Source organism: uncultured Porphyromonas sp. (genome assembly GCF_938039215.1).
Lineage (GTDB): Bacteria > Bacteroidota > Bacteroidia > Bacteroidales > Porphyromonadaceae > Porphyromonas.
In genome coordinates this window covers 30907-55726 of the sequence record NZ_CALHVI010000049.1, presented here as the reverse complement: position 1 = coordinate 55726, position 24820 = coordinate 30907, and the positions used below count along the sequence as shown (strand labels likewise).

Here is a 24820-nt window from a genome sequence, read left to right as displayed (position 1 = left end):
AGTATGCCTTCGGAGGGGGGGCTCGGGAAAGGGGGCTAAAGGGATCTACGGTAGGTCGGCAAAACGACCTACCGTAGGTCGTCAAGGCGACCCACTGTAGGTCGTCAGTGCGACCTACAGTAGGTTTTATTTGGGGGCTCTCACTAGGCGGTCTCGAGGCGATCAGGTCAGAGGAAAATTTAGCAGGGAAGCACCCGTAGAAACGAGGTGATGAGCAAGCGCATTGCTTCTCCATGCTTTTCCTCCCCGAGGTTCCGCAAAACGAGGGCGGATGATCTGGTGTAGAAGGAGGCTTCTAAAGTACGAGATCTAGGGTCGAGCAAGGAGCGAATACGAAGCGAGACATCCATTCCGACGACGAAGCAAATCCTTCGGTTGGGAGCTCTTCTCTTCGGGGCTCAAGCGGCTCTCCCTATCGCCTCATTCGGTGGGAGAAATAGGATACAGCAAGTGGGCAAATACCTACCGCTCGGTATTTTGCTCTGGTCGGGGGTAAAGGCTTGTATTTCTTCGCCTTTCTTCGTACGTTTGCGTAGACACCGAGCAGACAATACGAGGTGTAGATCTGCTCCCTCAAGCCCAACGGCTAGCCCCATCCACAGCAACAAATAACAACCATTTAGCCATCCAATCGAAACAGCGAAAAACAAGGATAACTAGACTCTAGGACCAATTAAAGAAGTTTATCTATATTTGTAGCAGAGTAGTTCATTACTCAGCTATTAACCATCCTATAAGAAATGCTACAGGAATTCACCCTCAACCGTGGTCGAGCGATCATCAACTTCACCTCGAAGTACTGCGACAATCGCCGCAAGATCCTCACCAGCTACGCCTATGGGCGTGTCGTCGAGTCCTTCATCGCCTCGCTCCGTAAGGACAACCCTGTCATCTATGATGCCTTCATCCTAGGCTTCCGTGATGAAGACGAGCTCATCCGTGACTTCATGGAGGTCATCCGCCTAATAAGCGTCTGCGACGTCGACGAGATACTCGAGGTCAACAATAAGTATGCGCCCTTCTTCAAGGATCGTGACCTCTTCCTCGAAGTCGTCGAACTCCTCTACCACTACTGGCGTCGTATGGAGCGTATCGCCGTCGTCCACAACCAGCGTCAGGGCGATGGGGTGCAGAATGTACGCTTCGTCCAGGCTTACGAACTCTTCAATGAGCTCATCCTCTCCATCTACCGCCGCACGAAGGAAGTCGTCAATGGCTTCGCTAGCAACGTCTATCGTCAGACGACCGCAGGAGCCAACGCGGGGCTCATCCTCTTAGATGCCCCATGGAACTACCCCATGGAGTACAAGGGACTCTCCGCCATCCCCTTCATCAACTCCATCGTCATCAACCCTCCTTACGTCACCTATACGAAGAAGAATACCCGTGACGGTATCTTCCGTGAGCATACGATCAACCCCGTAGCGAACATGATCCTCAACGAGGATGAATGGTTCCTCTACCCAGCCAAGGTGGGTGACCTACTGGCCTTCGTCTACTTCCACAAGGACTTCATGTGCCACGGGCTCGGGCTAGCCAACCTCTTCGAGCTCGCCAAGGAAGATGAGTACGTCGGTAAGAAGCCCGATATGATCTACATCTTCGGCTACCCCGACGGACACGAAGAGAAGCGCACCTTCTACTACAAGGACAAGAAGAACGACATCCTCATCGGCTACGCCAACTACTGCGATGAGATCGACTACTTCGGCTACATGAAGAAGATGCTCCTCACGCTGCACAACCTCAAGCAGATGAGCCGTGGCAACCTCCCCATCCACGGCGCTATGGTCAATATCATCCTCAAGAATGGCCGTGAGGCGAACATCATCATCATGGGCGACAGCGGTGCAGGGAAGAGTGAAAGCCTCGAAGCCTTCCGTACGCTCAATGAGAAGTATATCCGCCACATGCGTGTCATCTTCGACGACATGGGCTTCCTCCGCCTCGGCGAAGATGGTGTCGTCCGTGCCTATGGGACAGAGATCGGTGCCTTCGTCCGTACCGACGACCTCGATCCTACCTATGCCTTCAGTCAGCTTGACCGAGGTATCTACACCAACCCCGACAAGGTCAATGCCCGCGTCACGATCCCCATCTCGACCTACGAACTGATCTCGAAGGGCTTCCCCGTGGACTACTTCCTCTATGCCAATAACTACGAGGATGCAGATAAGAAGATCAGCCTCTTCGATGATAAGGAAGAAGCGATCAAGATCTTCGAAGCGGGTGCTCGCCGTGCCAAGGGGACGACGACCGAGCAGGGACTAGTCACGTCGTACTTCGCCAACCCCTTCGGCCCCGTGCAGGAGCAGGAGCTGGCAGGTCAGCTGATCCGTCAGTTCTTCACAGCCCTCTTCGATAGCCATGTCAAGGTCGGGGAGATGCACACCGGTCTGGCTGTCGAAGGCCTGACGAAGACCGGTCCTCGTGCAGCTGCCGAAGAGCTCTTCAGCATGATCAACGAAGACTAACCCTCGGTGGGGTGAAGGGTCGGATACAGCCCTACCCTTAGCTCCTCAGCTTAGTCTCTAGCAACACATACAGAGAAGCCCCCCAGCATAGGACGACCTATGCTGGGGGGCTTCGTTATATCTAGCTATGCTTAGCCTGCGATGGGAGCGGGCTTATCCCGAAGAGCGGAGATAAGCAGGGAAAGGAGGAGAAGCAAGGTATAGTAGCTTAGCAGAGCACCCAGCGAGAGGGGAAGGTTCACTTGAAGCATGGGAAGCCCTTCTGCCCAGCCGACCCCTTCATACATAAGCCAAGCACCCTCGTCAATCAGCCAGAGGGTGGGCATCGGAGGTACGTAACCCAGCGAGACAACGACCCCAAGTAAGAGCCCTGCTGGGATGAGGAATGTCGCCAGCGGGAGCACCAAGAGCGTCGTCCAGAGATAAGCGATCGAACTGCCACCGAAGAGGTACAGGCACAGAGGGAAGAGTATGGGCTGGACAGCAAGTGTCAGCGCAAGACACCCCCAGAGATAGCGCATGAGTGGATGGTGAAGTTTCCCCAGCATTCCCCAGATCGGACGATAGAAGAGGCGAATACTCACCAGCGCTAAATACGTGAGGAGAAAGCTCGCCCCAAAGAGGCTCAGTGGGCTAAGGGCTAGCTGCAAGAGTGCTGGTAGAGCGATCACTTCAGCGAAGCTCATAGGGCGGCGAAGCATCCGTCCCCCTGCGTAGATCGTCAGCATCCCCGAGGCTCGCAGTGTCGGCACGCTACAGCCCGAGATGAGAGTGAAGCCCCAAGCGACAAGGAGCAGTAGTCCCCAGCGTAAGTGCTCCTTCCTTCGGAGCATCGGGATAGCACGTAGGAGCAAGGCAAATGCCCCAACGATGACAGCTAGATGGAAGCCACTGACCGCTAGAAGATGGGCGACACCGCCACGGACAAACGACTGCCGAAGAGCTCGACCCTCAGCATCGTGTGAGACCAACCCAAGCGTCATCCCAAGGAGGAGGCGCTTCGTCGCAGGGCGAAGAGGAGTCGCCATGAGGCGAGAGGCAAGTTGATCCCGAAGGCGAAGAGCTAACCCTCGAGGGCTAGAGCCAAGGAGCGCCATAGAAGTCGTGGGGCGAACATGAACTACTTCCCCCTCGCCCCTACCGACAGCGCCAAGACTCAAGAGATAGCGCCCATAGTTCGGCCTTCTCTCAAGGAGATCCCGAGTATAGCTCACCCAGCGGAGACGGAAGGCAAGCGTATCCCCCACTTGCAGGGCAGACACATCCTCCCCCGACTCAGAGCGAAGTGAGAGAAGTAGAAGAGACAACGGACCCGAGGCGGAGCATAGCCGAACATTTAGTAGGCGTGCACCCTGCTGACGGCTCATATCCACAGAGCCCCCTTGTGGCACACTCCCTTGTTGCTCACTTCCTTCTACTACACCTCCCGATACTGCGCTCTCGGAAGCTTTGCTGTGTACTTCACTTGTACCCCCGATCACCTCCGAAGGTGCATCTTGTGATTCGACAATAGCCGTGATACGCTCCCCGATAGGGAAGACCCCTTCCGTACTTTGCTCCAGCCTATGGGCATAGTAGAGACGAGATGAGAGCACGAGGAGAAGATAGAGCCCAAGGCGCAAGCCTCGAGTAAGCCGACGCTGTGCTCCAAGCTCCCCTAGAGCACCACCCAGCACACTCGCTAGTGCACCTAGGACAAAAGCACATCCCCCACCGATAGCTAAGCCGAAGCTTAGCCAGCGATGGGGGATGATTTCATACGAGAGGTAGCCCGTGATCAGGAGGGCTAAGAGGCGGACAATGGGGCTAGAGAGCCAATGATCTTGGATCTCTCTTAGCCGTCCTCGCTCGTAGCTTGCTCGGACTCTAGAGGCGAGCGAGCTCCTTGAGACTATGGATGGCCGCCTTGGGGTCTTCATGGGCGAAGACATAGCTCCCTGCCACGAGGACATCGGCACCTGCAGCGACGAGTTCGGCTCCGGTCTTAGCATTGACCCCGCCGTCCACTTCGATGAGCGTCTTGAGACCACGCTCGTCGATCATCTGACGCAGGCGACGCACCTTGTCTACGGTGCGGGGGATGAACTTCTGACCTCCAAAGCCAGGATTGACACTCATCAGTAGCACCATATCCAACTCATCAAGGACGTCGGTGAGGAGTTCTACGGGCGTATGTGGATTGAGTGTCACGGCAGCCTTCATGCCTGCGTCCTTGATCGCTCCGATGGAGCGGTGCAGGTGGGGGCTCACTTCGTAGTGGACATTCATCGTGTCTACCTCGAGGGCTGCGAGCTCACGGACGAACTTCATCGGCTCTACGATCATGAGATGCACATCCAGAGGCTTCTTGATCAAGGGGCGAATAGCCTCAAGGATAGGGAAACCAAAGGAAATGTTGGGTACGAAGACCCCGTCCATGACATCGATATGTAGCCAATCGGCTTCGCTCTCATTAATGAGGCGTACATCCTCCTCCAGACGCAGGAAGTTGGCCGAGAGGAGGGAAGGCGATACGATCGCCTGTCGCTTACTCATTGGGATAGGGAATGAGGGGGGTGAGGGGACTAGAGGAGCGCAGCTAAGAGGCGAAGCTGACGCAGCGTCTCTTGGTGCCGAGGCTGTGTGCGCTCGAAGGCTGTACGGGCAATAAGATCAAGTTTTTCTTTGTCTGTACGGGAGTAGGTTTGTGTCATAAGCAACTGGGGTTAGGGTAATGAATATCAGTGCTTCGAGTGCTCGAGGATGGAGCCTCTCGAAGCACTGATATAACGCTCTCGTGGGGAGCTCTATTGTTTGGCTTGGGGAGCGATCAGAGGGAAAGGAGGAGAGGGAAGGGAGGGGGAAGGAGCGAAAGCTGGAGGGCAAAACTAGCGAGCTAAGGAGCTGGACTAGCTAGTGCCTCACTACTTCAGCAGTTCCTTGATCCCGCCGAGCGAAGAGAGGACACCCGAAGCCTCGTAGGGGAGGTAGATGGTCTTGTTGTCCTTGCCCGAAGTCATCTCCTTCAGCGTCTCCAGATAGCGTACAGCGATGAGGTACTGTGCGGGATTAGCACCCGAGCCCTCGACAGCAAGGGCGATCTTGCGAATAGCTTGTGCTTCAGCTTCGGCAGTGAGCAGCTTAGCTTCAGCTTCTGCCTTAGCATGGAGTACCTGAGCTTGGCGCTCCCCTTCGGCATGGTTGATCGCCTGCTGCATGCGCCCTTCGGACTCACGGATCGTAGCTTCCTTCTGCCCTTCGGCGTTGAGGATCTGCGCACGCTTGTCACGCTCTGCACGCATCTGCTTCTCCATGGCATCACGGATATCGCGTGGAGGATTGATGTCCTGCAGTTCGACACGATTGACCTTGACTCCCCACTTGTTCGTGGCTTCGTCGAGGATGATGCGGAGCTTATTGTTGATGGTATCTCGGCTGGTGAGGGTCTCATCGAGGTCCATCTCACCAATGATATTACGTAGGCTCGTCTGGGTAAGCTTCTCGATCGCGTCGGGGAGGTTCTGGATCTCATACATCGCACGCATGGGATCGACGATCTGGAAGTAGAGGATCGCATTGATCTCCGTGACGACGTTATCCTTGGTGATCACGCTCTGGCGAGGGAAGTCATAGACGGTCTCACGCAGGTCGATGTTCGTGATCTCGGTGAAGCGAACGAAGGTCTGACCGTTGGGCCCAGGGAAGGTGTAGCGCCAACGCATGGGACGGGGACGGTCGATGAAGGGGATGATGATATTCACACCCGACGAAAGGGTGCGGTAGTAGCGCCCCAGACGCTCGATGATGACCGTCTGCGACTGCTGGACGATACAGAGCCCCTTGTAGATGGTGACGACCGCCAGAATGGCGAGGATGCCTGGGATGATCAGCTCGATAGGCATAGGTGTAGCGAGTATTTAAGGATGGAGAGTAGAGTGAATGCTGTGATGGACGGGCTCGACCTCAAGGATGACGCTCTTGTAGCCGACGATGCGCACTTCTTGTCCCACGGGTAGGTCTTGACCCGAGCGAGTGACGGCACGCCAGCTGTCGCCATCGACGGCGACACGTCCGCCAGCATCACCTGCAGGGATGGTCTCCGTGACAAAGACTTGCCTGCCGATGAGGGCATCCATGCCCGTCTTCGCATCGTGCGAGGAGAACCATCGGCACATCAGTGGCTGAAGGAGCCAAAGTGCCGCAAGGCTACCCACACAGAAGCAGATGATCTGCACCAGCCAGCTCCATTCAAAGAGGGCTGCAGGTATAGCCAGCAAGGCCCCCAGCCCAAAGCAGGCCAAGATAAAGCCTGGGGTAATGACCTCCAGTGCAAAGAGTAGCAATGCAGCGACGAGCCACAGCTGCCACACGGGGAAGAGTGAGAGGATCTCAAACATAGTATTTGCCTTAGACTAAAGGAGTAGAAGCAAAGTTAGCCAATCTCCGCTACTATTCCTAGAACACCAGAAGGTAAGGCTGGATGGTGAGAGAATGAAATAGAGAAAGATACTCCATCTATGCGTAGTCCTCAACCCTTAATATTGGAGCAATACCAGAAGGGGCAATATCCTTAAACTTAAATCCTATACATGCGGGCCCACCTTCTTCTCCTTCCATTCTCATATCTTCTTCAATCTTGATCCAACTTCGAAGAAACGCTTGAAACTCCTTGATAATAGGCGAAGAACTTCCATCTAGCTTCAAAATAAATTCAGGGAAGTAACCAATAGATGACGTCGGCCCCCCTCTATCGATATCCCAAATAGGATCTGGCGGCAGGAGCTTATATCCAGAGCGATATGGACGCACAAAATAAGGGATTAGCTGTTCCACATGCTTTTCTATGATAGCCTTCATCTCCTTGTCCATTCTATGATGACATACTGAAGAAATGGCCTGCTGAGGGAATCCAAATTCATCATCACTTCTCTCATAATAATAAGATCGACACTCTCTCCAAAGGAGATAGCAAGCAATGGGATCAAACGGATTCTTCATCTCCACATATCTTAAAAAGATATCCTCTTTTATAGTTCTTAATTCACGTGGAGAAAATGGCATGGGGTATGAGCCTTCCTCATCCTCCACATCCATTGTACTCATACTAAGATAGAGAAGTACCCCCACCTGAATATCGGTGCGACTAAAGACCTCCTCTAGCTTAACTTTTAGCGGCCCCTCATCTACAATATATTCCTTGAGTTCTCTGATCAATCCATCAATCTCTTTACGAGAAAAAAACAATCTAAAAGAATCCACGTAAAAAGCTACAAGAAGGAACCTCTCTACCTTCTCTTTGCTATCAATACGCTCTCGCCTAATCTTATGATAAAAGTCTTCCCCTTGCATATTCTTAAGCTTCTGATTAACATACTGCTTAAGCTCTTCAAAAGGTAAACCTATATATCTTTGAAACTCAGACTCATCGATTTCTCCTCCTAATAATGTCCCATAAAAATACCTATTAACACAAGACTTATGATTAGCCTGTCCATATTCGACCCTCCTTCCTATTCCCCATAGCACCCACATTAGATGTAGGGGGAGATCCACCCTTGCTATCATAAACTCTTTTTTATTATCAGACAAATACTGTTCTACCTTCCCGTACTTCAATATTACATGCACTTCATCTTTAACATCAACCTTCTCCCAAAATCTCTCTCTTAAATCATCATATAGACGAGGATATTGAATTCGTATTAACTCGAAAATAAACCAATCAAAGAGGTCAATATTTCCTTCAAGCTTTTTACGAACCGACAAAAGAGTATTTCTGATACGCTTGACAGCCCTAATCGTAGGGAGATAGTCGACAATTGCAATTGAAGATCTAATACGATTAGCTAAGGTAGCATACATGGGATCGAGCTTTGTAAGGTCATCCATGAAAGCCTTCTCTAATTGCTCGGGAGTAATCTTGGTCAGTGGATATTCGTCTTGCAGAATCTTCTCCATGTAGCTGACCGTTTGTTCGTCAAAGCCCTTTCTCTTGAGCTGAGAGATTACATACACCTTGTCATAGGCGAGGACATAGCTCATACTGGGGAAGGAGGAGATATTACGCACTAGACAAAAGAGTTCAATAATTTCTTCGCTTTCAAGGCGATCTACATCATCAATGAAGATGAATATCTTCCGTCCTAACCTACAGATCTCTTGACTTAAGGAGTCATACTGCTCAGTAATACTCTTCTCATTAGATTCCTGAGGCAAAAGACGTCCTACAAGCTGTAGCCAAGCATTACTCTCTTGCGCCAAGAGGCTCCTAACATAGCGGATAAAGGCCGACGCGAGATCTGAATTGTAGGGAGCAAGGGTGCGACTAAGTTCCTCGAAGAAGACTTGTGTCAGATTAGGAGCCTTACGGTACATCCAAGGATTAAAGGCCATCACAATCACTTCCTGAGAAGGCTTCTTCCTCAGATATTCCCTCATCACTAACATGAAGGAAGTTTTCCCCGCCCCCCATGGAGCCGTTAGCCCCAAAGTAAAGGCACCCTTTGACGTATCTGTTTTGAATATTTTCTCAGCAAGGGACTCAGCCTCACCTCATCTCCCTAATAAATCTTCATCTTCAGGCGTAATGGGCTGATCTATTTGGTAGCCCTCCTTGATAGCATCGATAGGCGCTTGCCTCATTCTTACTCTTAGCTCACGCTGTCTACCTCGCTCTTCTCGATAAGATCTCACTCTAACAATTAGCAGGCAACCAGATACGACTAAGAAAATATCCATGTAGTAGACACCGGGTATCGGAGTCGGGATTATCTCATAGTTTTCAACCTTACCCCAATGATAATAAGCCCATAGTCCAAACAAGATCGCCACAAACGACTTTGAATATTTTTGGCTAAAGAGGTACCACTCATATCCAAGGCTATGAGTACAAACTAGGGCTATAAGGATCCCTATAACACCTAGCCAGACAATAAAACTACCCCAACTAGGATCAAAAAATTGTAGAAGTGAAGCTAGCTTCTCCTCGAAAGTGGGGCGAAAGAAGATATAAAGGATGAGCAAAGCCAAAAGTCGCCAGTGTCTCCGAAGATAAGCCCATAGATTATCTTTTGTCAGCATCAAACGCATCCATCGAGCAACAATAGATAAGAGATGCCACGGTCTTTGGATGTAGGCTAAGAGTGTAGCTAGGGGGCTGGCTTGCTTTTCAGTCTTGCTGGAAGTAGGTGTAGGTATCATCAGTATGGGACGCTATATGTGGGTGGAGGAGCTAAGTATGATCGTGTTATTTTGGGTAAAGTTAGTGTTTTCATAGAGTAATTATGGGCGGAATAGGGGCGATCTAAAGCTGTGTCTGAACTTGACCCATTCATGGGTAACAAGAGGTACCCATAATGGGTAACCGAAGCGACCCATTCATGGGTCGTCGGAGCGACCTATGGTGGGTCGGTAAGACGACCTACCGTGGATCGCATCGACGACCTACAGTAGGTTTTAAGAGCGACCTACGGTAGGTCGCTTTTGGAGGGTTATTGGAGTGGGGGAAGGAGCGCAGGATGAGGGTGTAGAGGTCGGGGTTGTTGGGCTCCGTAGGTAAGCGAGGGAGAAGAGGAAAGTGAGCTGAGGTAAAGGGTGAGGAGGAGGGTGAGAGGAAGACGGGAAGGAACTAGGGAGAAGGATGAAAAAGAAAAAGGGTCGGCACCTTCCCGAGGAGAAGGGCCGACCCTTTGGTGAGGGAGGGGAGGCGGATTATTCGTAGGTCAAGAGGACATTCTCGTAGACCGAGGAGAGATCCTTCGCTAGACGCTTTGGGAAGAAGCGCTCGACATAGGTGCGCCCCTCTTCGATCATCTTACGGCGGAGGGAGATGTCGATCAGTACCCGATCGATGAGCCCTGCGAGCATCGTGGCATCGTTGGGATCGGTGTAGAGACTGCTGGGCCCACCTGCCTCCTCGAGACAGGAGCCCGTAGCGCCGATGACGGGGATACCTGCATTCAGCGCTTCGATCAGTGGGATACCAAAGCCTTCGAAGCGTGAAGGGTAGACGAAGACCTTCGCCCCAGCATAGACCCCAGGCAGAAGGAGACTTCCCACCCCATGCAGTAGATGGACACGGGAGAGCACCCCAAGGCGACGAGCTCGGTCGACGACGGTCTGCACGTAGGGAGTCTTACGTCCGATGGCTACGAGATGAATATCCTTGTCCTGGAGTTGGGCAAGGGCTTCGACGATGAGGGCTAAGTTCTTTCGCTCCTCAATACTACCGACGAAGAGGATGTAGCGCTCGGGGAGGTTGAGGGCTTGGCGTGCGAGTCGTTCGTCCTCGGGAGTCACACGAGCAAAGGCTTCGGAACACCCCTGATAGACGGTGGTCACACGATCTTCATCCACCCCGAAGATATCGATGACATCCCGACGGGTCTGATCGCTCACCGTGATCACGTGGTCCGCATGGCGAGCCGAAGCCCCATACTTCTTGCGGTAGAGCAGACGATCGATGGGCTTGTAGAACTGCGGGTAGCGGATGAACGCTAGATCATGGATGGTGACGACCGTGCCGATGCGCTGTGCCCGATAGAGCCCCACGGGGAGCTCGTTGGTGAGCCCGTGGAAGAGGTCGACCTGATGGGTGCGACATTGGCGAGGGACGGAGAAGTTGCGCCAGATATTCCCCCCAGCGAAGGCCAGCGCCCGATGCGGCGTGATGAGGCGTACCGAGCGATGGGAGAGGAGGGACTTGTAGAGCGCTGGATTGCCCGTGGAGGGAGAGAAGAGCAGGTAGCGATTCTCGGGGCGGAACTCCGTGAGCATGTCCAGCACGAAGCGACTGTAGTTCCCGAGTCCCGTAGCGTTGTGCGTGATACGCTTGGCATCAAAGGCGATATTCATCGACAGGAGGGAGATGAAGGGAGATTCGTGGGGGAGAGGGAGGGCGTTAGGCTTCGGTCTCCGTCTTGTAGCGGAAGAGGAGGGCGAAGAGCACAGTCACCACCGCAGCATAGGCGGCGAAGACATACCAGCTCATGCTCCAGCCAGCGAGGATCGCCGTCGTGTCGTGCTCGGAGTGGACGAAGTGATTGATCACCGCCTGAGCACCGAGCGAACCGAGCGTAGCCCCAATCCCATTGGTCATGATCATGAAGAGCCCCTGCGCACTAGAGCGGATGGAGGGGTCGGTCTCCTTGTCCACAAAGAGCGAACCCGAGACATTGAAGAAGTCGAAGGCTACCCCGTAGACGATCATACTCAGCAGGAAGAGCCAGACACCACTACCTGGGTCACCGAGACCGAGGAGGGCAAAGCGCAGTACCCAAGCCGTCATAGCGATGAGCATCACCCGACGGATACCGAAGCGACGCAGGGCAAATGGGATGAGCAGGATACAGAGCGTCTCAGAGAGCTGGGAGAGGGAGATGAGGATGTTTGCATGCTTCACCCCGAAGGTATCCGCATAGGCAGGTATCTCGCCGAAGGTGCTGATGAAGGGATTGGCAAAGCCATTGGTGATCTGCAGGCTCACACCGAGGAGCATCGAGAAGATGAAGAAGAGCGCCATCTTCCGCTCCTTGAAGAGGACAAAGGCACGTAGGCCGAGGGCTTCCACCAGACTCTTGCTCTGTCCCTTGGGAGCCGTAGGGCAGTGGGGGAGCGTCAGCGAATAGAGCGCTAGGAGGAGACCAATACCGCCGGAGACAGCGAACTGTCCGCTGGTAGCTTCAACACCTACAAGGCTTACAGCAATCATCGTACAGATGAAACCTACCGTCCCAAAGACACGGATCGGTGGGAAGCTCTTCACTAGATCTAGCCCCGCCTGCTCCAGAGAAGAATAGGCGACGGAGTTGCTCAGCGCTAGCGTAGGCATATAGAAGGCGACACTCAGCGAATAGATGGTGAAGAGGATAGGATATTCGGGCTGTGCTGTCTGTGTGTAGGCGAAGAGAGCTAGCATCAGAGCCCCAGCGATCGAGTGGCAGAGCCCTAGGAGACGCTGAGCTGGGATCCAGCGGTCAGCGACGATCCCCATGAGGGCGGGCATGAAGAGCGACACGAAGCCTTGCATGGCATAGAAGTTACCTATCTCGGAGCCGAAGCCTGCAGCGCCGAGATAGCGCCCCATAGAGGTTAGGTAAGCCCCCCAGATAGCGAACTGGAGGAAGTTCATCACCGTCAGGCGTAGCTTGATGGAGGTCTGCATGTGTGTAGTGTAGAGCTAGTGGTATAAAGGAGACGACGACGCCCACAGAGAGCAGGAGACTCTTCGCTGAGGAAGAACGCTGGCCTAATCTCTGTGGGCGGCTTGGATAGGAATTACTTCTGCTGGAGCTGTACGCTCACGAAGCTCACTCGGAGGTCCTTCGAAGCCTTCGAGAGGCGGACGAAGCTAGGACGGATGAGTTCGGAGATCCCCGTGATGGTATTCTGCTGAAGGGTGACCGCTACGGGCACGAGACTCAGCGTGAGGGGAGTCGAGATCGTCCAGCCACTCGCTTCGGTATAGGTCGCATGCTTAGCGAGGTGCTCCGTGACGATACGAGCGATGTTGTTGAACTGGTAGGCGTTGTCCTTCGCCTCGTACTTCTTCGACAGATAGGACTTACCTGCCTGCAGGGTCTGCACCTCAGCAGAGAAGTACGCCTTCACCTGATCTGCGGGCAAGAGGAGGAGGTAGTCGGGGAGGTTCGTCAGCTGACCTTCGGGGCTCTTGACTTGGATGGAGAAGTTGGCATCCGCCAGCATCCAAGAGCGACCGATGAAGCCCGAGGGGACAGGGAGTGTCGTGGGCTTAGGGGTGGTCTTGAGGAGCTTATTGAGCTGGTCTACCGTGAGGATGTACTGCGTCGTCACACCAGCAGGTCCCTTGACATAGGTGTATTCGGCAGAGCTCGCTGTGAGGGTCGACACATCACCACTGCTGAGGGCATTGAGACGAGCCGTAAGCTTGGTATCGACGAAGCTCTTGACATAGCGGACACGCTCGGTAGGCTTGTCCTTCTTGGGCACGCTGTAGTGAACGAGGAGGGCTACTTCGGCGATCTCGAGGAGGAAGCCCTTACCCGTAGCAGGAGCTACATAGAAGCCTGGGAAGATCTCCTTATCGAAGCGAGCCTGCGTAGCGAAGGCATCCTTCAGCGTCGGAGAGATAGAGGCTTCGTAGAGCTTCTTCCCTAGGTCAAGCGTGAGGGGGATGGAGAGGTAGTTGATCGAAGAACCCTTCTGCACGGGCTTCCCTTGCGAGGGTTGAAGGGTCGCAGAGCCAAGGAGGGTAGCCCCCTTGCGATAAGCTCCGAGGGTCTGGCTCGTCGTACCTTGGGCTGAGACGGGAGCAGCGAGCTGATAGACATTGACCTTTATCTCCGAGGTCTTCTCCCCCTCGACTCGGTCGTAGTAGATGCGGAAGTCTACGGAGTCGATGGTGAGCTGGGCATTGCCCGCTTCGGAGAAAGCGACGGGATTAGCCGTACGGATCTGCTTGATGAACTCCCCCGTGACTGTCGAGCCCGTGTGGTCGATCAGTGCTCCTAGGAGCGAACGAGTACCATCTGTATAGAGTGTAGGGGTAGCGATCGTTTGGCCATCAAACTCCAGAGTCGTAGCCTCACCCTCGATCTTGTCGTGTCCAGGCTGGATGCTCTCTCCGATGCGCGAGAGTGTGTCATCGCTACATGAGGAGCTAGCCAGCGTGCCTGCTAGAGCAAAGGCTCCGAAGAAGAGGGGACGGAGTAGTTGCTTCATGGAAGGATCTTTTTGTAGAATTCATTATGAGCCGCTGCACTCTCTTCGAGCGCTGTATAGGGCAGGAAGTGAGCGCCACTCTCCTCGATATGCTGGCGCAGTGTGGGGGAGAGCTCGGGGCTACCCTGCACGACACCATGGGCGTAGTGGATAGCTAGGCGGTTCAGTGCCTCGTAGTCTGTCTTACCGTCGAGGATGGAGAGGGCAGAAGGCTTGAACTTGTCGAACTTCAAGCTCTCGAAGAGCCCCTCTGGGATATCAACGGGAGCAGGCTCATCGTAGACCGAATAGACGATCTTAGCCTTCTTCAGGCAAGGGTCATCGTGGTAGAACTTCTTGAGGTACAGCATCCCCAGAGCAGTGAATGTCCCATGGCAATGGATGATATCTGGGATCCAGCGGAGCTTCTTGATCGCCTCGAGAGCACCTCGGACGAAGAAGATAGAGCGCTCGTCGTTGTCGTTGGTCTGCGCCTTGGGGTCAGCTTCGAAGAGGCTCTTACGCTTGAAGAAATCATCGTTGTCGATAAAGTACACCTGCATACGTGCTGTGGGGAGCGAAGCCACCTTGATGATCAGCGGATGATCATTGTTGTTGATGATCATATTGATCCCCGAGAGACGAATGACTTCATGCAGCTGATTGCGTCGCTCGTTGATCAGACCGAAGCGGGGCATGAAGATACGGATATCATTTCCTAACTCTTGAATCCCCTGCGACAGCTTGCGAGCCGTCATCGAGATGTCCGACTCGGGGAGGTAAGGGAAGATCTCCTGTGAGATGTACAATATTCGTCTTGATTTCATACGTCTATCGATTAAACATTGAGGTGCCTATCCGACATGGGATAGGGCTAAGATACCCGCCGTCTATGGGAGACGGAAGTTATACAAAGATACGGAATTTCCCTCTGAGCTAAGCCTATGCACCTGGAAGCTCCAGCACGAATGCCAAGAGTACAGCACCCCGATAATCTCCTTCGAGCACCAAGGGACAAGAGCGAGAGGAGAAGCGGAGAGCAAATGGCACGACTAATCGGCTCTACCCTAGAGGCGCACCTCGAAGCATTAGACCTCTACACTGCCCCACACGAGGGGACTAGCAGGCGAGCAAAAAGAAACCTACTGTAGGTCGCCTCTGCGACCCACGGTAGGTCGGTCAGGCGACCTACAGTAGGTTTTTTCAGCGACCTACCGTGGGTCGTTTTTCTACCCGTCTTGAGGGTGTACTGAAATGCGCCTAGCGAGCGAGCTCCATCCAGTAGACGGGCTCGTAGTCGGGGAGCAACTCGGGACGGGTCAGACGGATCAGATCCTTGAGGATGAGGTCAGGTCGGTAGACACCCGTCTGCCAGACATCATTACCCCCGAGGGCACTGACCCGCTTATTGGGAACAAGGATCTTCCCCGAGCGGGCTGCCTCGAAGTCCTTGTAGTGGGCATTCAGTGCGAGGAAGTCACTCAGCGTGCGGATCTGGGACATGGGCTGAGCGATCCAGATCTTGTCTCCTCGGTGATGAGCGAAGATGTACTCGAGGCTGACGGGCTTACCCGTGACTACGTCGGGAGTCACCTCGGCACGTAGCCCTGCATCCTGAAGCATATCTGCCACATAGCTATAAGCCCCAGGGAGATACCATGCGCCCTGATAGTCCTGCCCGTAGAGTGTGGGCAGAGCCTCTTCGGCGGAGGGGAGCAAGGCCTTGGCCGCAAGGTAGTCGCGCTCGATCTCGGCGAAGCGCTCTGCAGCAAGCTTATTCTTCCCCACAAGAAGACCGATGAACTTCAGCCACTCGGCACGCCCCAGCAGGGTGCGCTCCTTCCATTCATTGTCCTGCAGGATGTGGATCCCCGCCCCACGGAGCTCCTTGTCTTGATCCTGCTCCCCCATGAGGTCCTGCAGGAGCACTTCGGGGCGAAGGAGGGCGATCCGCTCAATGTCCTTCGCCATCCCCTTGGCGATGGTCTCTACCTTGCCCGCCTCGATGCGATCACGCAGTGGCTTCTCGGAGACATAGTCGGGATCGCCTACCCCCACGAGGAGGTCAACGGCATCAAGTAGTGGGAGAGCTCCGACCTGCGGGGTAGCTAGACAAGCAAGCGACTGGATGGGCACGGGCACGTACTCCGTCGGTTCGGCCGAGAGCTTAGGGCGCTCCTTCCCTCGAGGATAGAGGATGTAGGTCGCCAGCTCATGCCCTTCGTCGGGGTGAATGAGGGTGATACGCTTGTAGTCAGGATGATTCTCCACTCGGATGCCTTGAGCATGGGTGAAGGTGACAGCATAAGCAAAGTCTTCGGAGCTCTGCTGGCTGACGCTGTCGGTCTGGGTGGTCTGACTACCCTTGCCCTGACAAGCAGGGAGCGAAAAGAGAAGCAGAGCCGAGAGACCGACCAGAAGGGTACGGAAGTAAGACATGGGATAAGGCTTGGATAAGGTGAGGGTACTAAATGAGCAAAGCACTGATGCCATCCCTCTAGAGAGGTGTGCATCAGTGCTTCTGCGTGGTAGCCCATAGGGGAATCGAACCCCTCTTTCAAGAATGAAAATCTTGCGTCCTAACCGATAGACGAATGGGCCGCCTAGAGCTATCTACCCTACCGTGTGGTGAAGGCGACAGCGAATGAGTCGTGGCGGTTTAGCCCAGACGAGCGATCTGCTTAGCGAGCTTGCTCTTGAGGTTAGCAGCCTTGTTCTTGTGGATGATATTCTTCCCAGCAAGGCGGTCAAGCATAGAGCTCAGCTGAGGCAGAGCTGCGCGAGCTTCTGCAGCATCCGTCAGTGCACGGAAGCGACGCACTGCGTTACGAGCCGTCTTGGCATAGTAGCGGTTGTGCAAGCGACGTGCATTCGTCTGACGAATTCTCTTAATGGATGACTTATGATTTGCCATTTTGTATCTTCTTTTTTGTTGTTATCGTAGCCCATGGGGGAATCGAACCCCCCTTTCAAGAATGAAAATCTTGCGTCCTAACCGATAGACGAATGGGCCTCCCAAATATTCAACCGATCCACACAATGGGGTTCAGTTGCGAGTGCAAAGGTATAACAAATTCTTGATCCACCAAACATCCGAGACGAATTATCCACAACTCCCTATATAAATAGGTAGCCTACTTCTTCTCGCCCTCTGCCCTCCCAATGCGGCGCAGCGTGCAGACATCAGCCTCCGCCTCCTCCCCGAGGAGATAGTCGGGCACTGCGGGCTCATACGGATCAAAGGCCATCGAGAAGCTCCGATGTACCACGATCTCATCATGCGTCGGATTGATCCTGAGGATCATCTTCGACGCAGTCCCTCGATACTGCTCCTCCGCCCCTCGGTAGGAGAAGACAAAGGCATAGACATCGGGGTAAGCCTCTCGTTCGTCTAGGCCACAGACCAGCCTGTCGCCCATGAGGTAAGGGGTATTCGGGACAAAATCTTCCGTCGGGGTCACACACGCCTCTCCGTCCTTGGTGATCGAGAGCTCCAAGCCAAGGAGATCCATGTATTCTCCTCGATCATTCTTCACCTTCTTGAAGACAGCGATCCGAGCACGCCACTGGTGCCCTTGAGGCCCCACCCCCTTCCACTCTCCAGCGAACTTATCTAAGTCCTGATGCTGGTCCTCAAAGTAATAGTCTGGATAGGCACCGACAAGCCAACCTTCGACTGGAGGCATCTGGTCATAGCTACGCAGGGGGATGATCTGCTTCTGGGCATAACCCTCCGCCCCGAAAGAGAGGAGCGTGAAGAAAAAAAGCAGGAAGAGGGAGAAGCTCCGAGGACGGAGTCGAAGCGGCGAAAAAGTCTTGGAGCGGAGCATAGCTATTGATTGTATCAGACGGTCGTTCCCCTTGGACCTTTGCACTCATAGATCGGCTATGAAAACGCTTCGCCCTAGGGAGGCTCTAAGCACAAAGATAGCATGAGCAAAAAAACGACCTACGGTAGGTCGTCGAAAAAACCTACCGTAGGTCGCAAGGACGACCCACAGTGGGTCGCCTCGACGACCTACTGTGGGTTTCTAAATGGGGGTATCGAAGGCTACTGCATCACCTTGCGATCGGTGAAGAGATAGACCCGATCTCCAGGGCGCACCTTCTCAGGCACGGCGATGGAGCAGACTTGACCCTTGACGGCCTTCTCGACGGACTCCATCTCCACACGGATCTCTTCGATGGTGAGGCGCACGAGCCCCGTAGTGGGCCCCGTGATGATGATCTCATCACCGACCTTGATCTCACCACTCTCGACAGCGAACTCACCAACACCGATCTTGGAGAAGTACTTATTGGTCTTAGCGACATAGATCTTCTGTTTCGTAGCCGAAGAGCCGTAGTTGGAAGTCCATTCCCCTAGACGCTGCCCGAGGTAATAGCCATTCCAGAAGCCTCGGTTGAATACCTGCCCGAGGTGATTATCCCACTTCTCTACATTGGCTTCGGTGAAGTTGCCTGCGCAGTAGGTATCCACAGCCTCACGATAGGCACGCACGACGGTATCGACATACTCGGGACCACGGGCACGGCCTTCGATCTTGAGGACACGCACGCCAGCATCCAGCATCTTGTTGAGGAAGTGGATCGTCTTGAGATCCTTCGGAGACATGATGTATTGGTTGTCGACTTCCAGTTCGATCCCCGTCTCCTTATCCTTGACTTCGTAGGAGCGACGGCAGATCTGCGAGCACGAACCTCGGTTGGCACTCTTGCCCTGCTCATGCAGGCTGAGGTAGCACTTACCCGAGACGGCCATACAGAGCGCACCGTGAGCGAACATCTCGATGCGAATAGGCTGGCCTGCGGGACCTACGATGGGCTCCTCGAGGATCGCCCGATGGATCGCTGCGACTTGATCCATGTTCAGCTCACGAGCCAGCACGACGACATCAGCGAACTGCGCATAGAAGCGAAGGGCTTCGACATTGGTGATATTGAGCTGGGTGGAGAGGTGCACTTCGACACCAATGCTACGAGCATAGAGCATGGGAGCGACATCCGCTGCGATGATGGCAGATACCTTCGCTGCCTTCGCCTCATTGATGATCTCACGCATGAGCTCTAGGTCCTCGTCGTAGATGATGGTATTGACGGTGAGGTAGCTCTTGACATCGTGGTCACGACAGATCGAAGCAATCTTATGAAGGTCTTCGGTCGTGAAGTTATTCGCACTCTTCGAGCGCATATTGAGGCCTTCGATACCGAAGTAGATCGAGTCGGCACCCGCATTGATGGCCGCCATGAGTGACTCATACGACCCTACGGGAGCCATGATCTCGTAGTCTTTCCTATTCATAGGGGAGTAAATAGATGGATCAAGTGAAAGGGGGCCTTCCCACCCTAGGATAAGCTCCTCTCGGAGGATCACAAGGGACGGGACAGGCTAGTAAACCTAGATAAAAACCAACCCTCTGGCGCATCGTAGCGACACCGCTCAGAGGGCTGGTCTCTAGAGAAGGGGATGGATGGTGCCGAAGCTATCGGCGCAGGCGCTCCTCTACACGGGAGCGAAGGGTGCCGGCTAGCTCTTCGACAGGGATACGAGCTAGGACATCCGAAGCAAAGGCATTGCTGAGCATCAGGCGAGCTTCCTCAAGGGAGATGCCTCGCTGACGCATGTAGAAGAGCGCTTCCTCGCTGAGCTGACCCGTGGTCATCCCGTGGGAGCACTTCACATCGTCGGCATAGATCTCCAGCTGGGGCTTCGACTGCATGCGAGCCGAAGGAGAGAGGAGCAGGTTGCGGTTATTCTGATAGGCCTGCGTCTTCTGCGCATCTTGCGCTACGAGGATACGACCCGTGAAGACACCTCGGCTCTCGTCACGGAGGATATACTTGAAGAGCTCATCGGAGGTACAGTGCGGTACTGCGTGCTCGATGAAGGAGAAGTTATCCGTATGTGCACCTCCTGCCGTCAGAGAGAAGCCTGAGACCTTGAGGTCGGCCTCCTCTTCTGCTAGCTTGATGAAGAAGTTATTACGTGTCGTGCCATTAGCAAGCGTTAGCCCACTTAGATCGACGACACTCTGCTTCATCTGACGGACGTAGGTCGAAGTGATACGGATACGCTCTTCGCTAGACTCCTCTCGGTCGATGAGGGCAAAGCGAGCTCGACGCCCTACATAGACTTCGAGGGTGCGCAGTGCCATAGCTCGACCAGCCTCTTCGGGACAATCCTCGAAGTACAGCGTAGCTTCGGCATCATCTTCGACGATGATGAGCGCACGCTCTACGGAGATATGCCCAGCTCGGCTGGGTAGGATGGAACGGAGCTCGATATGCCCAGGCATCTTCGCTCCTCGAGGGATATAGACGACGAAGCCCTCAGCGGTGAAGAGCGTATTGAGTGCTACAAGGGGGTCCGTCTCTGCCGAGGCAATGCGTCCGTAGTACTCCTTGGCCACCTCGGGATAGAGGCGAATGAAGTCAGAGAGAGCACCGATGAAGATCCCTTCAGGGAAGGCTTGAGATGCCCAGTAGGGAGACCCTTCGGAGAGGAGGAACTTCCAGTCGCCAGCGAAGAGCTTCGCCAGATCTGTACGCTGGTAGTCTTCGCTCTTGAAGCGAGGGAGTCCTAGGCGAGCAAAGGTGTCGTAAGCCCCTTCTCGGTAGTGACCGAGGAGCTGGGGGCACTCTCGTAGCTCTTGGCTGTAGGCAGCGTAGAGATCGAGATACTGCTTGGTGATCGCTTCCATAGACCCTTATTCTCCTACCTCGTCCTTGATCCAGTCGTAGCCACGCTTCTCGAGCTCAAGCGCTAGCTCAGGCCCACCAGAGCGCACGATACGTCCCTTGTAGAGGACATGGACGAAGTCAGGGCGAATGTAGTCCAAGAGACGCTGGTAGTGCGTGATGACAATGGTCGAAGTCTCAGGGCTACGAAGCTCATTGACTCCCTTAGCGACGATACGCAGGGCATCGATATCCAGACCACTGTCCGTCTCGTCGAGGATCGCAAGCTTGGGCTCAAGCATCGCCATCTGGAAGATCTCGTTGCGCTTCTTCTCACCACCGGAGAAGCCCTCATTGACCGAGCGGCTAGCTAGCTTGCTATCCAGCTCGACGAGCTCACGCTTCTGCTTCATCAGCTTGAGGAACTCTGCTGCAGGCAGTGGGTCGAGGCCAGCAGCCTTGCGACGCTCGTTCAGGGCTGCACGCATGAAGTTCACCATGCTGACCCCTGGGATCTCCACGGGGTACTGGAAGCTGAGGAAGAGTCCTAGATGAGCACGCTCCTCTGGCTCGAGCTCGAGCAGATCCTGCCCTTCGAAGGTGACTGATCCTTCAGTGACTTCGAAGGTGGGATGCCCTACGAGGACCGAGGAGAGGGTACTCTTCCCCGAGCCGTTGGGTCCCATGATGGCATGGATCTCCCCCTTGCCGACGGTGAGGTTGATCCCCTTTAGTATCTCTTTATCTCCAATGGATGCATGGAGGTTCTCTATCTTAAGCATATATCTATGATATGGGTAGTAATAAGGATGGTGTGGGTATGCTCACCTAGAAGGACTAACCTACGGAGCCTTCAAGTGAGATGGAGAGTAGCTTCTGTGCTTCGACAGCGAACTCCATCGGGAGCTTGTTCATGACTTCCTTGGCGTAGCCATTGACGATGAGGCCTACTGCCTCTTCGACTCCGATACCACGCTGCTGGCAGTAGAAGATCTGATCTTCGCTGATCTTGCTCGTGGTAGCTTCATGCTCGACGATGGCGGTGTCATTATCTACGTGTACGTAGGGGAAGGTATGAGCGCCACAGCGGTCAGAGAGCAGAAGGCTATCGCACTGCGAATGGTTGCGGGCATTCTCTGCGTTCGGACCAGCATATACGAGGCCACGGTAGCTATTCTGACTCTGCCCTGCACTGATCCCCTTGGAGACGATACGGCTACGGGTATTCTTACCGAGGTGGATCATCTTCGTCCCCGTGTCGGCCTGCTGGAAGTTATTCGTCACCGCTACGGAGTAGAACTCTGCTACGGAGTCATCCCCCTCGAGCACACAGCTGGGGTACTTCCAAGTGATCGCCGAACCCGTCTCCACTTGTGTCCAAGAGAGCTTAGAGCGAGCACCACGGCAATGGCCTCGCTTGGTGACGAAGTTGTAGACCCCACCCTTGCCCTCCTTATCACCAGGATACCAGTTCTGCACGGTCGAATACTTCACCTCAGCATCCTGCTCGACGATGATCTCGACGATAGCGGCATGAAGCTGATTCTCATCACGCTGGGGAGCGGTACAACCCTCGAGGTAGGAGACGTAAGCACCTTCGTCGGCGACGATGAGCGTACGCTCAAACTGCCCCGTGTTGATGGCGTTGATACGGAAATAAGTGGAGAGCTCCATCGGACAGCGTGTCCCCTTGGGGATGTAGACGAAGGAGCCGTCACTGAAGACTGCGGAGTTCAGCGCTGCGAAGTAATTGTCAGTGTAGGGTACGACCGCACCTAGATATTTCTTGACGAGGTCGGGGTACTCACGGACGGCTTCGCTGAAGGAGCAGAAGATGATGCCCTTCTCGGCGAGTGTCTCACGGAAGGTCGTCTTGACGGAGACAGAGTCCATCACAGCATCTACGGCGATCCCACTGAGGATCTTCTGCTCCTCTAGGGGAATACCCAGCTTCTCGAAGGTACGCAGGAGCTCGGGATCTACCTCATCGAGGCTCTTGGGTCCCTGCTTCTTCTTCGGAGCAGCGTAATAGATGATGTCTTGGTAATCGATAGGGGGGATCTTCAGCAGGGCCCAGTCGGGTTGCTGAAGCGTCAGCCAGTGACGGAAAGCCTCTAGACGGAATTCGAGGAGCCACTCTGGCTCTTCCTTCTTCGCCGAGATCAGGCGTACGGTCTCTTCGCTGAGTCCCTTGCCGATGGTCTCGGTGTCGATGTCCGTCGTGAAGCCATATTTATAATCGCTCGAGGTGACCTCGTCGATGATCTGATCGTTATCTTGCATGCAATGAATATGGATGGTTATTCCTCTTGATCTGTAAACACGGAGCGAGGGAATTTAGTTGCCACATATCATCTTCGGGTGAGCGAGGAGCAAGAGTCTACCCCTCACATCCCCCTTAGCTACTTGGCGTAGCTGACGCTGCGGGTCTCGCGGATGACGGTGATCTTGACCTGCCCAGGGTAGGTCATCTCATCCTGAATACGCTTAGCGATCTCAGCCGAAAGGGTAGCGATGCTGCTGTCGTCGGTGTTCTCTGCCCCGACGATGACACGTAGCTCACGACCTGCCTGAATAGCGTAGGTCTTCACCACCCCAGGGTAAGAGAGGGCAAGCTGCTCTAGATCATTGAGACGTTTGATATAGGCCTCTACGATCTCACGGCGAGCCCCTGGACGAGCGCCACTGATGGCATCACAGACTTGTACAATAGGAGCGATAAGGCTCTCCATCTCGATCTCGTCGTGGTGAGCGCCGACGGCATTGCAGATATTGGCTTTCTCCTTGTACTTCTCGCAGAGCTTCATCCCAAGGAGAGCGTGTGGGAGTTCGGGCTCGTCATCGGGCACCTTACCTATGTCATGGAGAAGACCTGCACGCTTAGCATGCTTGGGGTTAAGGCCGAGTTCGCTGGCCATGACGGCGCAGAGGTTGGCGGTCTCACGGGAGTGCTGCAGGAGATTCTGCCCGTAGGAGGAGCGATACTTCATCTTCCCGATGAGGCGAATGAGCTCGGGGTGCATGCCATGGATCCCAAGGTCGATGACAGTACGCTTCCCCGTCTCGATGATCTCTTCTTCTATTTGCTTACGCACCTTAGATACCACTTCTTCGATGCGGGCGGGGTGGATACGACCATCCTGCACGAGCTGATGAAGGGCAAGACGTGCCACCTCACGGCGCACGGGGTCGAAGCTAGAGAGGACGATGGCTTCGGGAGTATCGTCGACGATGATCTCGATGCCAGTAGCGGCCTCAAGAGCACGGATATTACGCCCCTCACGGCCGATGATACGGCCCTTGATCTCATCGCTCTCGATGTGGAAGACGGTGACGGAGTTCTCGATCGCCGTCTCGGTAGCGACACGCTGGATGGACTGGATGACGATCTTCTTCGCCTCCTTGTTTGCGGTCATCTTTGCCTCTTCGACGATCTCATTGATATAGCCCTGAGCCTGATCCTTAGCTTCGGCACGCAGGCTCTCGATGAGACGCTCACGAGCTTCGTCGGCGGACAGTTCGCCGAGGGCTTCGAGACGCTTCTGTTCGCTCTGACGGAGCAGCTCCAGTTCGGCCTTCTTCTCTTCGAATTCCGCCTTCTTCACTTCGTACTCTTCCTTCTTGAGCTCGACACCTTCGCTCTGCAGGGCGAGCTTCTCCTTGAGGACATCGATCTCTTGGTTGCGCTTCTCCACGTCGCTCTGACGCTGGGAGAGCTCTTGCTCACGAGCTTTGAGGCGACCCTCGATCTGCTTGAGTTTATTATTGCGCTGAGCGACCTGTTGCTCTAGATCACCCTTGAGCTGGAGGAACTTCTCCTTGACTTCAAGTAGCTTCTTCTGCTTCAGGACCTCGGCTTCGCGCTGCGCTTCGGCGAGTATAGATCGGGTCTTCTGACCGAGCACACGCTCCGTCAGAAGCCACGAGAGGGCAGCGCCGAGCAGGAGCGCGGCGATGCAAATGATGATGATGGTAATTGTTCCCATTCCTTGTCGATAATAAAAGTAGTG

At 54.3% G+C, this 24820-nt stretch carries 18 protein-coding genes, 2 tRNA genes and 1 pseudogene; 1 reads left to right on the top strand and 20 read right to left on the bottom strand.

Features of this window, described 5'->3' with window-relative positions:
* The first annotated feature begins 740 nt into the window (after window positions 1-740).
* A complete protein-coding gene (locus tag Q0336_RS06630) occupies window positions 741-2474 on the top strand; it encodes a phosphoenolpyruvate carboxykinase (protein ID WP_298526871.1) in 1734 nt (577 codons plus the stop codon).
* A gap of 131 nt (window positions 2475-2605) precedes the next feature.
* On the opposite strand, the gene Q0336_RS06625 is transcribed toward Q0336_RS06630, so the two are convergent.
* The 20 genes and pseudogenes from Q0336_RS06625 to rny all read right to left on the bottom strand — a co-directional run bounded on the left by Q0336_RS06625 (window position 2606) and on the right by rny (window position 24796).
* Complete coding sequence (locus tag Q0336_RS06625) at window positions 2606-4393, bottom strand: ComEC/Rec2 family competence protein (protein WP_298526869.1); 1788 nt, start codon at window positions 4391-4393, stop codon at window positions 2606-2608.
* Window positions 4341-5009 (bottom strand): ribulose-phosphate 3-epimerase, encoded by a 669-nt coding sequence (gene rpe / locus Q0336_RS06620; RefSeq protein ID WP_298526866.1) that lies wholly within the window; start codon window positions 5007-5009, stop codon window positions 4341-4343. Before rpe ends, Q0336_RS06625 begins: the two co-directional genes overlap by 53 nt.
* Before the next feature lie 29 nt (window positions 5010-5038).
* Window positions 5039-5167 carry a hypothetical protein gene (locus tag Q0336_RS06615; RefSeq protein ID WP_298526863.1) on the bottom strand — a complete coding sequence of 43 codons (129 nt, stop codon included), beginning with the start codon at window positions 5165-5167 and terminating at the stop codon, window positions 5039-5041.
* A 210-nt stretch (window positions 5168-5377) separates the two neighbouring features.
* Window positions 5378-6355: an SPFH domain-containing protein gene (locus tag Q0336_RS06610; RefSeq protein ID WP_298526861.1), complete on the bottom strand. Its 978-nt coding sequence runs from the start codon at window positions 6353-6355 to the stop codon at window positions 5378-5380.
* Between the two features lie 15 nt (window positions 6356-6370).
* The gene (locus tag Q0336_RS06605) at window positions 6371-6850 is read right to left on the bottom strand and encodes an NfeD family protein (protein ID WP_298526858.1); all 480 of its coding nucleotides are present in this window, start codon (window positions 6848-6850) and stop codon (window positions 6371-6373) included.
* Window positions 6851-6968: 118 nt separating this feature from the next.
* Window positions 6969-8987: pseudogene (locus tag Q0336_RS06600) on the bottom strand (P-loop NTPase fold protein); the annotation flags it as partial.
* 1176 nt (window positions 8988-10163) lie between these two features.
* Window positions 10164-11306, bottom strand: a complete 1143-nt coding sequence (locus Q0336_RS06595) for a glycosyltransferase family 1 protein (protein WP_298526856.1) — start codon at window positions 11304-11306, stop codon at window positions 10164-10166.
* Window positions 11307-11352: 46 nt separating this feature from the next.
* Entirely contained in the window at window positions 11353-12615 is a 1263-nt protein-coding gene (locus Q0336_RS06590) for an MFS transporter (RefSeq protein ID WP_298526853.1), read from the bottom strand.
* Window positions 12616-12728: 113 nt separating this feature from the next.
* Entirely contained in the window at window positions 12729-14153 is a 1425-nt protein-coding gene (locus Q0336_RS06585) for a DUF4270 family protein (protein WP_298526850.1), read from the bottom strand.
* Window positions 14150-14959 (bottom strand): glycogen/starch synthase, encoded by an 810-nt coding sequence (locus tag Q0336_RS06580; protein ID WP_298526848.1) that lies wholly within the window; start codon window positions 14957-14959, stop codon window positions 14150-14152. Before Q0336_RS06580 ends, Q0336_RS06585 begins: the two co-directional genes overlap by 4 nt.
* Window positions 14960-15392: 433 nt before the next feature.
* Window positions 15393-16571, bottom strand: coding sequence for an ABC transporter substrate-binding protein (locus Q0336_RS06575; RefSeq protein WP_298526844.1), 1179 nt, complete (start codon window positions 16569-16571; stop codon window positions 15393-15395).
* A gap of 87 nt (window positions 16572-16658) precedes the next feature.
* Window positions 16659-16733, bottom strand: a tRNA-Glu gene (locus tag Q0336_RS06570).
* Window positions 16734-16791: 58 nt separating this feature from the next.
* The gene (rpsT, locus tag Q0336_RS06565) at window positions 16792-17046 is read right to left on the bottom strand and encodes a 30S ribosomal protein S20 (RefSeq protein ID WP_021667695.1); all 255 of its coding nucleotides are present in this window, start codon (window positions 17044-17046) and stop codon (window positions 16792-16794) included.
* Between the two features lie 27 nt (window positions 17047-17073).
* Window positions 17074-17145 (bottom strand) — tRNA-Glu (locus Q0336_RS06560).
* Window positions 17146-17266: 121 nt separating this feature from the next.
* Window positions 17267-17962, bottom strand: a complete 696-nt coding sequence (locus Q0336_RS06555) for a hypothetical protein (RefSeq protein ID WP_298526841.1) — start codon at window positions 17960-17962, stop codon at window positions 17267-17269.
* 221 nt (window positions 17963-18183) lie between these two features.
* Window positions 18184-19434 carry a U32 family peptidase gene (locus Q0336_RS06550; protein ID WP_298526838.1) on the bottom strand — a complete coding sequence of 417 codons (1251 nt, stop codon included), beginning with the start codon at window positions 19432-19434 and terminating at the stop codon, window positions 18184-18186.
* 181 nt (window positions 19435-19615) lie between these two features.
* On the bottom strand, window positions 19616-20833 hold the full coding sequence (sufD, locus tag Q0336_RS06545; protein ID WP_298526835.1) for a Fe-S cluster assembly protein SufD: 1218 nt from the start codon (window positions 20831-20833) through the stop codon (window positions 19616-19618).
* A 6-nt stretch (window positions 20834-20839) separates the two neighbouring features.
* Window positions 20840-21592, bottom strand: coding sequence for a Fe-S cluster assembly ATPase SufC (gene sufC, locus Q0336_RS06540; protein WP_298526832.1), 753 nt, complete (start codon window positions 21590-21592; stop codon window positions 20840-20842).
* A 55-nt stretch (window positions 21593-21647) separates the two neighbouring features.
* Window positions 21648-23093, bottom strand: a complete 1446-nt coding sequence (gene sufB, locus Q0336_RS06535; RefSeq protein ID WP_298526829.1) for a Fe-S cluster assembly protein SufB — start codon at window positions 23091-23093, stop codon at window positions 21648-21650.
* Window positions 23094-23212: 119 nt separating this feature from the next.
* Window positions 23213-24796 carry a ribonuclease Y gene (rny, locus tag Q0336_RS06530; protein WP_298526826.1) on the bottom strand — a complete coding sequence of 528 codons (1584 nt, stop codon included), beginning with the start codon at window positions 24794-24796 and terminating at the stop codon, window positions 23213-23215.
* Between the last annotated feature and the right edge of the window lie 24 nt (window positions 24797-24820).